The sequence below is a fragment of the Streptomyces sp. MA5143a genome, from assembly GCF_900290235.1.
Taxonomy (GTDB): Bacteria; Actinomycetota; Actinomycetes; order Streptomycetales; family Streptomycetaceae; genus Streptomyces.
The window spans coordinates 13,102-27,660 of the sequence record NZ_OLMK01000029.1 but is presented as its reverse complement, the minus strand read 5'-3'; the positions used below and the strand labels follow the sequence as shown (position 1 = coordinate 27,660).

The window sequence follows — 14,559 nt, the reverse complement described above, 5'->3', positions numbered from 1 at the left end:
GTGAGCTTACGACCCGGTAACGGCTCGTGGGTCGTGTTTTCCACCACGTGAGACCGCCGCTATGCGGCGAAATGTTCCTCCGCTGTCCCTGGGCGCCACTCCTCCCTAGAATCCGCCCCCAGGTCCGGCCGCCCCCCACACGGTTCCAGGGCACATGAGATGAAGAGAAGAAAAAGCGATGAATGGGGCGAATCGGGTGAACGGGGTGAACGGTGTGGATCGGGACGGTGAGGCCTCCCAGGAGCCGCCGAACGTCTACCACCCGCTCGGCGACCCCTCCGCGGCGCCCGCCTACGAGGCCTTCCCCGACCCCGCCGCCGCCCACGGCTGGCAGAACGCCTATGACGACACCGTGCAGCTGGACGAGGTCGTGCTCGACGACCTCCGGGGGGCCGTCGGCGGAACGGGCACATCGCCCGCCGCGCAGGCCGCGGGTGCGGCCGACGGGTCGTACGCGGCAGGCGCCCCGCACGCCGACCCGCACGCACCGGACGGGCCGTACCCCCTCGCCGGCGCGGACCCCGGCGGACGTCGCGCCCGGCCGGCCGGCGGTCGGCGGGCCACACTCGGCCGCCGCCGCGCCCGGCGGCGCGGGGCCCTGATCGCGGGCGGTGTCGCCGCGGCCGTGGTCGTGGGTGCCGTGGCGGCGGGCCTCGCGGGTGTCGGCTCCTCGGGCGAGGAGGGGCCGAGCGGTCCGGCCACCAAGGAGTCCTCCCCGGTGGGCGGCCGGTCCGGCGGTGGGGGAGCGGCCACGCCGTCGGCCGACGCGTCCTCCGCCACGACGGAGCCGTCATCGCCCTCCGCCTCCCCGGGCGAGACCTCGGCGGAACCGTCCCCGTCCGGCACCGACTCCGCGCCCACGGTCCCCACTCCGACGCCCACGCCCTCCACCACCGCCCCCACCCGGCCGTCCCCGACGACCGACCCGGGCCGGGGCAACTCCGGCGGCAACCAGGGCCGGGGGCAGGGCGCGACGAAGGGGCCGAGGTGAAACCTGGTGGTCGGGCGGCGGCTCAGGGGTCCGGCCGGGGGTGTGGTCCGGAAAGCGGGGTGGACGCGCGGCGGACTGGGCGGCGGGCCCGGTCGAGGGAAGGGGGCCGCGGATGGAACGCGGTGGTGGGCTGTTGAGCGGGTGCGGTCCGGCGGTGCTGGACGCGCTGCGGGGGGCGGGGTGGGTGCCGGGGCGTGACGTCGACACGGGGGACTGGGTGCGGCAGTTGACCGCGGCGGGGTTCGTACTCGACGACCCGGCGGTCGGTGTCTGGGCGGAGTTCGGCGGGCTGACCGTCAGGAGCTGCCCGGCCCGCGACCCCGCTTCCTCCCTGTGCGTCGACCCGGTGGACGCCTGTGTCGACACTGTCGAGGAGGCGGTCTCGCTGCGGCGTCGATTCGCCGAGAACTTCAGCCCGTTGGGCATGTGGTCGGTCCAGTTCAGGACGTACGTCGCGACCGGCGGGCGCGTCGTGGCCGTGGGGCCGAACGTCCTGTGGCACCTTGGTGCGACCTTCGCCGAGGCGCTGACCTACGTCGTGGAGGGCGACGGCGGAGCCTCTCGCGCCGAGCGGGCGGACTGGCTCGGCAACTGCCTGCCCGGCGACCGTCTCACCGACGACTGAGACGCGCCCCGACCCCACATCGCCGCACCCGCGCCCCGCACCACCGCCGCCCTGCCCCCACATCACCGCATCCCCGCCCGAACCCCCGCCACCCACCCGCCGCCCCGCTGGCCGAACCTCGTCCGGCCGGAACCAAGTCCTTGCTCGGCCATCACACCGCCCTCACAATGCGCATGACAAACTGCGGTGGCCGGAAGATCTCCTGTCACTCACGTAGCAAGAGAGGGACCCCCACATGAGAAAGCCTCTCGTTGCCGCGCTGTTCGCCCTGGTGATCACCGGGGCGGGCGCGGCACCGGCGGTCGCGGCACCCCAGGCCGCGCCGGAGCTCGCGACGGGGACCGTGAAGACGGCGGTCGGCAGTGTCGTGGACGCGGCGAACAAGGCCGTGGCCGAGGCCGCGTCCCGGGTGGCTCCGGCGGACTCCGCGGTCCGGGCCGTGAACTTCGCGGGCACCGTCTCGCTCAGCAACTGCTCCGGCTCGGTCGTGCGGATGCCGAACGCCGAGGACGACGACCCGGCCCTGGTGATGACCAACGGCCACTGCCTGGAGACCGGCTTCCCGGGCCCCGGTGAGGTCCTCGTCGACCGGGCCTCGACCCGCTCCTTCGGCCTCCTCAACGCGGCGGGCACCCGCGTCGCCACGCTGCGCGCCAACCGGATCGTGTACGGCACCATGACCGACACGGACATGGCGCTGTACCGGCTGACCACCACGTACGGGCAGATCAAGTCCTCGTACGGGATCAACGCGCTGACCTTCGACACGGCCCGCCCGGCCGTGGGCACCGACATCACGGTCGTCTCCGGCTACTGGAAGCGGACGTACGCCTGCGACGTCGACGGCTACGCGTACCGCCTCAAGGAAGGCGCGTGGACCTGGAAGGACTCGGTCCGCTACACCTCCGCCTGCAAGACGATCGGCGGCACCTCCGGCTCGCCGGTGCTCGACAACGCCACCGGCAAGGTCGTGGCCGTCAACAACACGGGCAACGAGGACGGCGGGCGCTGCACCGACAACAACCCGTGCGAGGTCGACGCGAACGGGACCGTCACCGTCCGCGAGGGCATCAACTACGGGCAGCAGACCTGGCACGTCCCGGCCTGCTTCGCCGCCGACAGCAAGCTCGACCTGACCCGCGGCGGCTGCATCCTCCCCAGGCCGTAACGCCCCCGGGCAGTCACCGTGAAGCCGCGCCCCCTCAGGGGGCGCGGCGGACCGCCCGCCCCGCCAGGACGTCCGTCCGCCGGCCGTCCTCGACCGCGAAACGGCCGTCGACGAGGACGTACGGGATGCCGGCGGGCGGGGTGCGCGGCGCCTCGTACGTCGATCCGGCGGCGACCGTCGCCGGGTCGAAGAGGACGAGGTCGGCGCGGTACCCCTCGCGGACCAGCCCCCGGTCGGGCAGCCGCAGCCGGGCGGCGGGGCGCGAGGTGAGGTGGGCGACGCACTCCTCCAGTGACAGCACCCCCAACTCCCTTACGTACCGGCCCAGATAGTGCGGGAACGTGCCGTATGCGCGCGGGTGCGGCTTGGCGCCGCGCAGGATGCCGTCCGAGCCGCCCGTGTGCACCCGGTGTCGCATGATCGCCCGTACGTTCTCCTCGTGGCCGACGTGCTGGAGGATCGTCGACCCCAGCCGGTCCTCGACGAGCAGCCGCCGCGCGGTGACCCACGGGTCCTCGCCGCGCGCGTCGGCGGATTCCTGGACCGTCCGGCCGACGTACGACGCCAGTGCCGGGTCGGCGACCCCCGAGATCTCGACGGTGTCCCACGCGACGGGCACCCCGTGGCAGCCGTCGGCGCCGACGACCTCCAGTTCGTGCCGGACGCGTGCGGCGGTGTCGTCGTCCTCCAGCCTCGCCAGGATCGCCTCCGGGCCGCCCTCGCCCGCCCAACCGGGCAGCAGCGCCACGAGGGTCGTGCAGCCGGGGGTGTAGGGGTAGGTGTCGAGGGTGATGTCGGCGCCGGCGGCGAGCGCGTCGTCGAGGAGCGCGAGCAGGTCGGGGGCGCGCCCCTCGTTCACACCGAAGTTCATGGTGGCGTGGGCGAGATGGAGGGCGCAGCCGGCCTCGCGGGTGAGGGCGATCATCTCCTCGTACGCCTGGAGCGCGCCCGCCCCGTACGAGCGGTGGTGCGGGCAGTAGTAGCCGCCGTGCTCGGCGACCACCCGGCACAGTGCGGTGAGTTCGGCGTCCTCGGCGTACATGCCCGGCGTGTACGTCAGCCCCGACGACATGCCGACGGCGCCCTCGCGGAGCCCGTCCGCGACCAACCGCCGCATGTGGTCCAGCTCTTGAGGAGTCGGCCTGCGGTCCTCCCACCCCAGGGCGAGCATCCGCACGGTGCCCTGCGGGACGAGGTACGCGGCGTTCACGGCGATGCCCTCGCCGTCGAAGCCGTGGTCGAGGCGGTCCAGGTACCCGCCGACCGAACGCCAGGTGAAGTCGATGTCCTCGCCGTACCCGTTCCAGCCGGTGATCGCCCGCCGCACCTCTTCGAGGGTCCGGTCGTCGACGGGCGCGTACGACAGCCCGTCCTGCCCGATGACCTCCAGCGTCACGCCCTGCGCCAGCTTCGCGGTGTGCTCGGGGTCGCGCAGCAGGGCGAGGTCGCTGTGGGCGTGCATGTCGACGAAGCCGGGTGCGAGGACCAGCCCTTCGACGTCCAGCTCCCGCCGGGCGGACGGCCGCTGGCACCCGGCCGCCGCGGCCTCCTGGACGATCGAGGTGATCCTGCCGCCCGACACGACCACGTCGGCGCGGTAGGAGGGGCCGCCGGCCCCGTCGACGACCTCGGCGTCACGCAGGACGACCTCGTCCATGTCTGCCACCTTTCGAGAACCGGGAGTATCCGGGCCGGCCCTCAGAAATAGGTACGGACGTACTCCACGACCGTCCCGTCCGCCTCCACCACCGGGATCAGCTTCCACTTGTCGAACGACGTGCACGGATGGGACAGCCCCAGCCCCACCCAGTCCCCGACCGACACGTCCGCCCCCGCCCGCGTGCGCAGCCAGGCGTGCTGGTCGGACAGGCCCGTCACCGTGATGCCGTCGCCCACGTCCCGCACCTCGCCCGACCCGGCGTCCCGCACCACCTCCACCGTCGGCAGGCCGAGGTCGTACGCCGCGTCCCGCTTGCCGGCGTTCGCGAAGGCCTGCTCGGGGGAGGGGCGGGAGACGACCTGGGCCCAGAGCCGGAACGCGGGCTCCAGGGCACCCTCCTCGGGTACCCGGTTGAACGGGGTCAGACGCCGGTAGTGCCCGGCGTCGTGCGAGACGTACGCCCCGGACCGCAGCAGCTTCAGCACGGGCGCCGACAGCTCGGGGATCTCGTCGAACACCTCCGCCACCGCGTCGAACCACGCGCTGCCACCGGCGCTGACGACGATCTCCTCCAGCCCCGCGAACCGCCCGGCCCGGTCGAAGCCGACGGCCAGGGCGACGAGCCGCCGCAGCCAGGCGCCCACCCGTTCCGGAGTCGCGTCGGGCACCTCGCCCTCGTACCCGGCCACGCCCACCAGCCGCAGCGTCTCCACCCCGGCCACGGCGTCCGCGACCGCCGCGCACTCCGCCTCCGTGCGGACCCCGGTCCGCGCGCCGTCGCCCGCGGCGAGCTCCACCACCACGTCCAGCGGACGCGCCGAACCCCGCAGCGCCGCGTCCATCAGCTCCACGCCGCGCACGGAGTCCACGTAACAGACGAGCCGGAACGACGGATCGGCGGCCAGCTCGGCGGCGATCCAGCGCAACGCCGCCGGGTCCACCACCTCGTTGGCGAGGAACACCCGCTCGATCCCGAACTCCCGCGCGACCCGCACCTGATGCGGCACGGCCAGGGTGATGCCCCACGCCCCCCGCTCGATCTGCCGCCAGAACAGTCGCGGCGCCATCGACGTCTTCCCGTGCGGCGCGAAGGCCAGCCCGTGCCGCTCGGAGTACGCCTCCATCAGGGCCAGGTTGTGCTCCAGCCGCTCGGCGGACAGGGCGAGCACGGGCGTGGTGAACCCGCCGGTGAACAGGTTCCGGCGCTGTCCGGCCAGCTCCTGCACCGTCAGTCCGTCGGCGTCCGGGGGGAGGCCCTTGAAACGGTGGTCGACGCGTTCGGCGGCGAGACGAGCGAGCGCTTCGACACCCATGAGACCCTCCCTGAAAGGCCCTGTTGCAGTAACTGCAACGTCCATTGCACATAACGCTGACGGCTGTCTAACATCCCAGCGAGCACCGGGTCAACGGTGCCACCGCCCCTGTCGAGGAGCCCCGCCCACCGTGACCGCCGACGTTTCCTCCCAGGCCGCACCCGACGTCGTCGACGTCGCCGCGCTCGGCGAGTCCATGGTCACCTTCCTGCCCACCCGCCCCGGCCGCCTCGCCGACGTCCCCTCCTTCGAGCGCGCCATCGGCGGAGCCGAGTCCAACGTCCTCTGCGCCCTCGCCGCCACCGGCCACACCACCCGCTGGGTGAGCCGCGTGGGCGCGGACGGCTTCGGCGACCACCTCCTCGAAACGATCGCCGCGCACGGCGTCGACGTCACCTCCGTACGCCGTGACCCGGCCCGCCCCACCGGCGTCTACTTCCGCACGGCCGCGGACCGCGCGACCGACGCGCACGAGGTGGCGTACTACCGCTCGGGCTCGGCGGCGTCCGCGATGACCGGCGCCAACACGGATCTGCCGGCCGCCCGCGCCGCCCGCGTCCTCCATCTCTCCGGCATCACGGCCGCGCTCTCCCCGTCCTGCCTGTCCCTCCTCCAGGACCTGACGGCCCCCCACCCCGACCGCCCAGGTCCTCCTCGACCTGGCCCGCCGAGCCGACCTGGTCTTCGTGGGCGAGGACGAGGCACAGGAAACCTGGGGCATCACAGGCGGCCCCCAAGCAATCAGGGCAGCCCTCCCGGAACCCACCACCCTGGTGGTGAAACAGGGCGCCCAAGGAGCCACCCTCTTCGAACGCACCACCCCCACACCCCACCCGACCCCCGCGGCGGTGCAGTGGCGTACAGACGAGCCGGGACGTGTCACCGGGGCGGCGCAAGCCCCTACGGCGGGTGTGCCGCACGCGGACGAGTCGGCGCACGTCGCCGGTGCGGCGCAAGCCCCCGCGGCGGGCCAGCCGGGTACGAACGGCTCAGCGCAAGCCCCTACGGTGCCGCACGCGGACGGGTCGGCGCGTATCGCTGATGTGGCGGAAGCCCGCGCGGCGGCCCGGTCGCGTACGGACGTGAGGGGGTGTGTCGGGGGGTGTCCGCCCGCAGCGGTTGGCGCGTCAACTGGTTCCGCTTCTCGGGCGACCGATTCCGCGCCGTTCCGAGGACGGACACCCCCCGGCGCGCCCCCGCCCCACCCCCACACGGCAGGCGCCCACCCCGCCCCCGAAGGCGCCCCACCCACACCCCAGGGCACCCCACCCGCACCCGAACGAACCCGCCCCGCCCCCGACCCCACCGACCCCACCGACCCCACCGACCCCACCGACCCCACCGACCCCCCCGACACCACCACCTTCGCCCCGTCCCCCCACGTAACCGTCGTCTCCCCCACAGGCGCAGGCGACGCCTTCGCCGCCGGCTACCTCTCCGCCACCCTCCGCGGCCTACCCCCCAAGGCCCGTCTCCGCCACGCCCACCTCATGGCCGCCGCAACCCTCACCACCCCCGGCGACCTGGGCACCCCACCGACCCGCCACCACGCCGACCACCTCGCCGCCCTGGACGACGACACGTGGGGGACACTTCGACTCGCCCCCGGCTGGACACAGACACCGGACGGGCCCGACGAGGAGGTACGCACCGCATGAGCCAGACCGTCGACCGCGCGCTCAGCATCCTGCCGCTGCTCGCCGAGGGCCCGGCCGACCTCGGCCAGGTCGCCGACCGCCTCGGCGTCCACAAGTCCACGGCCCTGCGCCTCCTGCGCACCCTCCACGAGCACGGCCTCGTCTACCGCCAGTCCGACCAGCGCTACCGCCTCGGCGCCCGCCTCTTCGCCCTCGCCCAGGAGGCCGTGGAGAACCTCGACATCCGCGAGATCGCCCACCCCCACCTCGTACGCCTCAACGAACAGTGCGGCCACACCGTCCACCTGGCCGTGTACGAGGAGAACGAGGTCCTCTACATCGACAAGGTGGAGAGCCGCTACCCGGTCCGCATGTACTCCCGCATCGGCAAACCGGTCGCCATCACGGTCGCCGCCGTCGCCAAGCTGTGCCTCGCCGACCTCCCCGAGGCCGAGCGCCGCGCCCGCGTGGAGAAGCTCGACTACCCCATGTACACGTCCCGTTCGACCCCCAGCGCCGCGGCGTTCCTGAAGGAGCTGGCGAAGGTCCGCGAACAGGGCTGGGCCACCGATCTCGGCGGCCACGAGGAGTCCATCAACTGCGTGGCCGCCCCCGTCCGGGGCGCCGACGGCCGGGTGGTCGCCGCGATGTCGGTCTCCGCCCCCAACGTCGTCGTCACCGCCGACGAACTCCTCACCCTGCTCCCCCTGGTACGCCGCACGGCGGACGAGATCAGCGGCGAGTACTCCGGCAGAACCCCGACGACAGACCCCGTCTGAACCCGCCCCGAACCCGCCCCACCAGCCCCGAACCCCGAGCCCGCCCCACCAGCCCCGAACCCCGAGCCCGCCCCGCCCGCCCCGCGCCCGCCCCGAGCCCGCCCTGGGACGGACTCCTTCCGCCCCCCTCGACGGCCCCCATCCGAGCGACAAGGACCCCCAGCACGACCGAGAAGATCGCCCTGACCCCGAAGACCCACACCACCCCACCCGCGAAGTTCTCCCACGGCGTCCGCAAGGGCAACATCCTCCAGGTCGCCGGCCAGGTCGGCTTCCTCCCCGCGGTGGAGGGGCAGCCCCCCACCCCCGCGGGCCCCACGCTGCGTGAGCAGACCCTCCAGACCCTCGCCAACGTCAAGGCGATCCTGGAGGAGGGCGGCGCCACCTGGGACGACGTGATGATGATCCGCGTCTACCTCACGGACGTGGACCACTTCGCCGAGATGAACACGCTCTACAACGCGTACTTCGAGGAGCACCTCACCGCGGCGCCCCCGGCCCGCACCACGGTCTACGTGGGCCTCCCGCAGGGCCTCCTGGTCGAGATCGACGCGCTGGCGGTCCTGGACGCCTGACGAACCACCCCGCGCGCCCCCTTGTCGGGCCGCAGATGCGGACATATGCCGGGCCGACTGTTCCCCGCACAGGATCGTCGACCATACTGCCCGCTGTGGAGCAGCGCATTGGTTCGAACAGCCAGCCCCTGGCCGCCGCCGCGGTCGACCCGTCGCACATCCCCGGACTCACGGCACCCGTGTCCGTGACGAAGGAGAAGCAGGAGGAGCCGGAGGACGTCAAGCCGACGGAATCCGCCGAGCAGGCGGAGACCGTGGACGCGGACGAGGCTGTCGCCGCAGAGCCGGACGCCGAGCTCGACAGTGAGGCCGACGACGAGCCCGACGCGAAGGCCGACGCGAAGGCCGATGACGAGGCCGACGGCGAGACCGTCGAGGAAGAGGAGGCCGTCGAGGGCCCCGTCTTCGAGGCCGCCGACCGCCGCGCGAAGATCGTCGCCGACCACAGGGGCGTACGGCTCCGGCTGGACGACCAGGCGTGCGAGTTCCGCTGGGACGAGATCGGCGCGATCGAGACCGAGTCCCCCCGCTTCGGGAAGCGGTTCACCATCACCGTCCACACCCCGGACCGCCGCTGGTACCCCATCGAGATCGAGGCGAAGGCCAAGTCCGAGCACGCCGCGTGGGAGACCCGGATCGACGAGGTCCTGGACGCGTACTTCGAGGACGGCGACAGCGACAAGAAGGACTCGGCCGAGCCCACGACGCCGGACGACCCGACCGAGCCCGAGGACACCGCGAAGCCGGCCGCCGAAGAGAGCGCCAAGTAGGCACGCGCGGGACGTGGGCGAGCCCGACACACAGGCGCGCCCGACACGTGGGAACACACGACGAGCAGCGGCACGGGGAACTGCGCGACCCGCCACGGCGGGCCCGCAGTTCCCCACCCTCACTACCGACCCGGCGCTAGCAGTACTGCGCCTCCTTGCCGATGGACCGGTACATGCAGTCCGAGTTCTCCAACAGCTGGAGCACGGCGTCCCGGTTGCGTGCCGTCTCCCGGGCGATCACCTCGTCGGGCGGGTAGAAGCCGCCCCCGCCGGCGGACGACGGGTACATCTCGAAGGTGTAGCTGAAGATCTTCTGGTTGCCCCACAGCCAGTCGTCGATCGACCCGTCGGTGATGTACAGGTCGCTGGACTGCTCGGGCGTGTACCCGTTGCTCGCGGCCATCTTCCCGCCGACCGTCGCGAAGGCGTTGCGGTCGTCGGCGGTCATCCCGGTCGTCGTGTTCGCGGTCGTGTACCCGAAGGGCCACAGCACGAGCTCGCTGTACGTGTGGAAGTCGATGGCGGACTTGATCTGCTGCGCCCCGCCGACGACACGGCTGCGGACGAAGTTCGCGACGACCTTCACCTCTGGCGCGGACTCGGCGGACGGCCCCCGGTACGTCTCCGAGGACGTCGACCCGGACGAGCCGCCGCAGCAGCCCCAGCGGTAGTTCCAGTTGCGGTTGAGGTCGGTGCCGACGGCCGACGAACCGCTGTTGGGCTGGCGGTTCTTGCGCCACGAGCGGTACGAGCCGGTGGCCACGTCGTACTCGCCGCCGTCCGGGTTGAGGTCCGGGATGATCCAGATCTCGCGGTTGTTCACCATGTTGGTGACGCGGGAGTCGGTGCCGTAGTCGGAGGTCAGCTCGTTCAGGAGGTAGAGCGCCATCTCGACGGTGAGGTGCTCGCGGGCGTGCTGGTGGTGGGTGAACAGCACCTCGGGCTCGGCCTCGTCGGTGCCGACGTTGTCGCTGATCTTGATGGCGACGATGTTCCGGCCCTGGTACGAGGTGCCGATGACCCGCTGGCTGACGATGGAACTGTTCGCCGCGACCACGGAGTTGATCTCGTTCGTCATCTCCGCGTAGTTGTGGTAGCGGGAGTCGGCGGACGGGAAGTCGAAGAGGCGTACGTCGTCCTCGCCCTTCGACCGGTCCGGCACGGCGCCGAGCGGGGTGACCTCGTAGCCCTGCTGCTTGAGCTTCTTGATCTGGTCCGCGCGGCCGGAGACGAAGACCGAGTGGTCGTCGGCGTCGTCCACCGAGACCCCGGCCTTCTGGAGTGCCGTGCGGGACTCGATGTCCGAGTGCATGTGGACCTCGTACTGGCGGATGTCGTCCGCCGAGGCCTTCGGGCGTTCGGCGCTGGTCGCCGTCGCGTCCGTGGTGGTCGCGGCGACCGGCGCGGCGAGGGCCATCGCCAGCAGGCCGACGAGGGCGGCGGTACGGCGGCCCGATCTCCTGCCCGTGCCGTCGGGCACCGCTGATCTGCCGCGAATGCGGAGTCGCATGAGTCTCCTACTTTCTCCAGGAATTCCGGGGTCTCCGGAGTGGGGAGTGGAGCGGGGGGTGGTTCCGTGCGACGTGCGACCTGGTGCGGGTGTGGCGCTCATGGTGCGGCTCTGGCATGACCAGGTCAAGAGTGGCCGGTGGGTGTGCCGGGTCGGCGTGGCCGGAAGGGGCCGCGAAAGGGCCGGGCTTGGGGCGCGAACGGCCAGGTCGAAGGCGCCGAGCTCACGCGCCGGTGTCGCGGCATCGCTCCTCGCGCCCCTGAAAGGCGCGCAGTGTACGCGTGTGGAAGAGCTACTCGGCCTCCACCGCGCGAGAGTGCACCCGCAGGGGTGAACTACGGGTGCGATGCCGTGCGAACGCGGCGACAGTGGGAAGCCGCGCAAAAGGAGCCCCACACTCCGGCAACTGCCTCAACTCACCCCAGAGGACTGGCTGATCATGAGCGGATCAGCACCACGCCGGGAACGGAACAAGCCGAGCGCGCCGGATACGCCTGGCGCGCTCGACACACCGAGCGCGCCGGGACCCGCACGCGTGCCGACGGCACCGCGCACCACGTCGACACCCCCGGGTGCGCCGCGCAGACCGGGCGCGTCGAGAACGGCGAGCACCCCGCGTGCGCCGGGTGCGTCCCGTACGGCGGCAGTCCCGAGCACACCGATCACCCGCCGTCCACCGATCGCCTCACCGGCGTCGGCCCCACCGAACGCCCCGAACGCACCGCGCACACCGCTTGCCCCCGCGCCACCGGCCGCACCGCGCACACCGCTTGCCCCCGTGCCCCCGGGCGCCCCCCTCGCCCGCAAAGCACCGAGCGCCTCCAGCGCGTCCAGCGCGTCCAGCGCGTCCAGCGCGTCCAGCGCGTCCAGGGTGTCCACAGCGCCCGACGAGACCCGCGCGCCCAGCACCCCGCGCACGCCGCCCCCCGCGCCCCCGGACCGCGTCTCCGCCCTCGCCGCCGCCCTCGCCCCAGCTCCTGCCCCCGACTCCCTCCCCACCCCGGCTCTCCTCCCCGTCGAGACGACCTCCTTCGTCGACCGGCACCATGAACTGGCCGAGGGCCGACGCCTGCTGACCCGCAGTCGGCTGGTCACGCTCACCGGACCCGGCGGGGTGGGGAAGACGCGGCTGGCGTGGCGGCTCGCCGCCCGGGCTGAGCGGGCCTTCCCGGACGGTGTCCGCCTCGTCCACCTCTCCGACCTGCACGATCCCGCCCTGGTGCTCAGGGCGGCCGCCGAGGCCCTCGGTCTGCCCGAACCGCTTCCCGCGCGCTCCCCGCTCCCCACGCGCTCCCCGCTCCCCACGCGCTCCCCGCTCCCCACGCGCTCCCCGCTCCCCACGCGCTCCCCGCTCGACGCGATCGTCCGGCACGTACGCGACCGCCGCCTCCTCCTGGTCCTCGACAACTGCGAACACCTGCTGCCCGCCTGCGCCGACCTCGTCGCCGCCCTGCTGCGCCGCACCACCGGCGTCCGGATCCTCGCCACGAGCCGTCACCGCCTGGCGCTCACCGAGGAACACCTCCTGGAGGTACGCCCCCTCCCGGTGCCCGACCCCGACGGCGACCTCACCGACCCCGCCGCGCACCCGGCGCTCACCCTGTTCGCCGACCGGGCCGCCGCCGTGGTCCCGGGCTTCACGCTCTCCCCGGCGAACCGCGCCTCCGTCGCCCGCCTCTGCCACCGCCTCGACGGCCTCCCGCTCGCCATCGAACTCGCCGCCGTCCGCCTGCGCGTCCTCGGCGTCGACCAACTCCTGGAACGCCTCGACGACCGCTACCGCCTCCTCGCCGCCGCCGGCCCCGCAGCCCCGTCCCGCCACCGGACGCTGCGCGCGGCCGTGGACTGGAGCCATGACCTCTGCACCCCCGGGGAACGCTCCGTCTGGGCCCGCGCCTCCGTCCTGACCGGCAGCTTCGACCTGGAGACCGCGGAAAGCGTGTGCGCGGACGCCGAGACGGACACCGGCACCGGCACCGGCACCGGCACCGGCTCCGACGGCGCCCCCTCCCTGCGCACCCCGTACGACGTCCTCGAAGCCGTCGCCGGACTCGTCGACAAGTCCGTGCTGACCCGTGAGGAGCACTGGAGCGGCACCGTCCGCTACCGCCTCCTCGACGGCCTCCGCCACTACGGCCTCGACCTGCTGCGCCGCACCCCGGGCGCGGAGGCCGACGCCCGGCGCCGCCATCGCGACTGGACACAGCGCCGGGTGGCGGCGTACGAGCGGGCCTGGTTCGGTCCGGGCCAGCGGGAGATCGCCGCGCGGCTCCGCGCGGACCAGGACAACCTGCGTACGGCGCTCGAGTTCAGCCTGACCACCCCCGGCGAGGCACTGGCCGGACTGCGGCTCGCGGGCAGCCTGTGGTTCCACTGGTACGCCTGCGGGGCACCGGGCGAGGGCCTGCACTGGCTGGAGCGCGCCCTGGACGCCAACCCCGAGCCGACCCCCGAACGCGCCCGCGCGCTGTGGGTCGCGGCCCTCCTCCTGACCGCCGCCGACGACGAGGACACCTCCCGGGCCCGCCAACTGGCCGCGGAGGGACGCGAACTGGCCCTCGGTCTCACCCCCGACCTCCGCCGCCCCGCCGCGCCGTCCGCTCCCGCCGAAGCCGCCCACGCCGAGTACGTCCTCGGTCTGACCCTGCTGTCCGGCGACGACCCCACCGGTGCCGTCGCCCACTACGACTCCGTCCCCGCCGGTGTACCCGCCCCCGGACACCTGCCGGCCCTCGCCGCGCTCGACCAGGTGCAACTCGCCCACGCCCTCGTGTCCTTGGGGCAGACCGACCGTGCCGTGGTGCTCTGCGAGCAGACCCTGCGGCGCTGTGAACGGCAGGGTGAGGACTGGGTGCGGTCGTCCGCGCTACGGGCCCTGGCGCACGCGTACACCGCGCGGAAGCAGTGGCACCGCGCCGAGTCGCACGCCCGTGAGGCGCTGCGCCGCGGGCTCGCCCTCCATGACGTGGTCGGTGTCGCCCACTCCCTCGACCTGCTGATCGACATCACCACCGCCCTCGGTGCCCGCGAACGCGCCGCCGTCCTCCTCGGCGGCACGGACCGCCTCCGGGCGGCCAACCTCTGGCCGGGCACAACGTGTTCGGGCCGCCGGGACGGTGAGCGTGCCGCCCGCCGGGACCGCGAGGCCCACCTGCGCCGGTCCCTCGGCCGGGGCCCGTTCGAGCGGGCGTACCGGCGCGGCGGCACCCTGGGCCTCGACGAGTTGGTGTCGTACGCGCTCCAGCAGGAGCCCCAGCAAGCCGTGCCCGAGACGCCGGTGCCGCTCACCGCCCGGGAGACCGAGGTCGCCCTGCTCGTCGCCGAGGGGCTCGCCAACCAGCAGATCGCGGACCGCCTGGTCATCGCCCGCCGTACCGCCGAGGGCCATGTCGAGCGGATCCTCGGCAAGCTCGGCTTCCACAACCGCAGCCAGATCGCCGCCTGGGCCACCGCTCAGGGCTCCGCCGCGGAGCGGTCCTGAACGTTACCCACGTATGGGTTCGTACATGCCCATCAGCCTTGTACGGCGGC

Annotated in this window: 11 protein-coding genes and 2 pseudogenes; 9 read left to right on the top strand and 4 right to left on the bottom strand. The window is 73.4% G+C overall.

The annotated features are described in order from the left end of the window. Positions 1-205 precede the first annotated feature (205 nt). From SMA5143A_RS14870 to SMA5143A_RS14860, 3 genes are all read left to right on the top strand, one after another. A complete protein-coding gene (locus SMA5143A_RS14870) occupies positions 206-991 on the top strand; it encodes a hypothetical protein (protein ID WP_146193905.1) in 786 nt (261 codons plus the stop codon). Positions 992-1,103: 112 nt separating this feature from the next. Then, positions 1,104-1,616 carry an SUKH-3 domain-containing protein gene (locus tag SMA5143A_RS14865; protein ID WP_107463394.1) on the top strand — a complete coding sequence of 171 codons (513 nt, stop codon included), beginning with the start codon at positions 1,104-1,106 and terminating at the stop codon, positions 1,614-1,616. Between the two features lie 235 nt (positions 1,617-1,851). Next, positions 1,852-2,784, top strand: a complete 933-nt coding sequence (locus SMA5143A_RS14860; RefSeq protein WP_107463393.1) for a trypsin-like serine peptidase — start codon at positions 1,852-1,854, stop codon at positions 2,782-2,784. Between the two features lie 34 nt (positions 2,785-2,818). On the opposite strand, the gene SMA5143A_RS14855 is transcribed toward SMA5143A_RS14860, so the two are convergent. Both SMA5143A_RS14855 and SMA5143A_RS14850 read right to left on the bottom strand, forming a co-directional pair. Then, positions 2,819-4,441 (bottom strand): N-acyl-D-amino-acid deacylase family protein, encoded by a 1,623-nt coding sequence (locus tag SMA5143A_RS14855; RefSeq protein WP_107463392.1) that lies wholly within the window; start codon positions 4,439-4,441, stop codon positions 2,819-2,821. 41 nt (positions 4,442-4,482) lie between these two features. After that, a complete protein-coding gene (locus SMA5143A_RS14850) occupies positions 4,483-5,757 on the bottom strand; it encodes an amino acid deaminase (protein WP_107463391.1) in 1,275 nt (424 codons plus the stop codon). Positions 5,758-5,953: 196 nt separating this feature from the next. On the opposite strand from SMA5143A_RS14850, the pseudogene SMA5143A_RS14845 reads away from it, so the two are divergent. From SMA5143A_RS14845 to SMA5143A_RS14830, 5 genes and pseudogenes are all read left to right on the top strand, one after another. Next, a pseudogene (locus tag SMA5143A_RS14845) lies at positions 5,954-6,728 on the top strand (sugar kinase); the annotation flags it as partial. Positions 6,729-7,103: 375 nt separating this feature from the next. Further along, positions 7,104-7,415 (top strand): annotated as a pseudogene (locus SMA5143A_RS44990) (PfkB family carbohydrate kinase); the annotation flags it as partial. After that, on the top strand, positions 7,412-8,173 hold the full coding sequence (locus tag SMA5143A_RS14840; protein ID WP_107463390.1) for an IclR family transcriptional regulator: 762 nt from the start codon (positions 7,412-7,414) through the stop codon (positions 8,171-8,173). The pseudogene SMA5143A_RS44990 and the gene SMA5143A_RS14840, both read left to right, overlap by 4 nt. Before the next feature lie 140 nt (positions 8,174-8,313). Then, entirely contained in the window at positions 8,314-8,748 is a 435-nt protein-coding gene (locus tag SMA5143A_RS14835; protein WP_107463466.1) for a RidA family protein, read from the top strand. A 95-nt stretch (positions 8,749-8,843) separates the two neighbouring features. Next, positions 8,844-9,518: a hypothetical protein gene (locus SMA5143A_RS14830; protein ID WP_107463389.1), complete on the top strand. Its 675-nt coding sequence runs from the start codon at positions 8,844-8,846 to the stop codon at positions 9,516-9,518. A 136-nt stretch (positions 9,519-9,654) separates the two neighbouring features. Here the strand turns inward: SMA5143A_RS14830 and SMA5143A_RS14825 are convergent, their stop codons facing one another. Both SMA5143A_RS14825 and SMA5143A_RS42575 read right to left on the bottom strand, forming a co-directional pair. Beyond that, positions 9,655-11,028: a M14 family metallopeptidase gene (locus SMA5143A_RS14825; RefSeq protein WP_107463388.1), complete on the bottom strand. Its 1,374-nt coding sequence runs from the start codon at positions 11,026-11,028 to the stop codon at positions 9,655-9,657. A 411-nt stretch (positions 11,029-11,439) separates the two neighbouring features. Then, entirely contained in the window at positions 11,440-11,907 is a 468-nt protein-coding gene (locus SMA5143A_RS42575) for a hypothetical protein (RefSeq protein WP_146193904.1), read from the bottom strand. Here SMA5143A_RS42575 and SMA5143A_RS14820 point away from each other — a divergent pair. Next, positions 11,900-14,509, top strand: coding sequence for an ATP-binding protein (locus tag SMA5143A_RS14820; protein ID WP_107463387.1), 2,610 nt, complete (start codon positions 11,900-11,902; stop codon positions 14,507-14,509). The two genes, SMA5143A_RS42575 and SMA5143A_RS14820, sit on opposite strands and share 8 nt — an antisense overlap. Positions 14,510-14,559 lie beyond the last annotated feature (50 nt).